Origin of the sequence: Campylobacter sp. US33a, from assembly GCF_004378855.1 — a bacterium.
GTDB lineage: Bacteria > Campylobacterota > Campylobacteria > Campylobacterales > Campylobacteraceae > Campylobacter_D.
In genome coordinates this window covers 1-290 of the sequence record NZ_RYYL01000047.1, presented here as the reverse complement: position 1 = coordinate 290, position 290 = coordinate 1, and the positions used below count along the sequence as shown (strand labels likewise).

Below are 290 nucleotides of genomic sequence, written 5' to 3'. Positions count from 1 at the left end.
CTTATGTAATGGAAAATGTTTTGTTTAAAATTTCTTTCCCCCCTGAATTTCACGCACAAACCGCAGTAGAAGCAGATTTGGCCTTACATGATGAGGTAAAAGATCGTTTGGATCAAATAGAAAAAATCATCATCACAACTCAAGAATCAGGCCATCGCATCATCAATAAAGTAGGTGAGCTTGCAAACCCTGCTGATAGAGAGCATTGTATCCAGTATATGGTCGCTGTGCCGCTTATATTTGGACGTGTAAATGCAGATGATTATGAAGAAAGTGTTGCAAGCGATGAA

Annotated in this window: 1 pseudogene; it reads left to right on the top strand. The window is 39.0% G+C overall.

Going from position 1 to position 290, the window contains the following annotated elements:
- Positions 1–290: pseudogene (locus ELQ16_RS09840) on the top strand (MmgE/PrpD family protein); the annotation flags it as partial.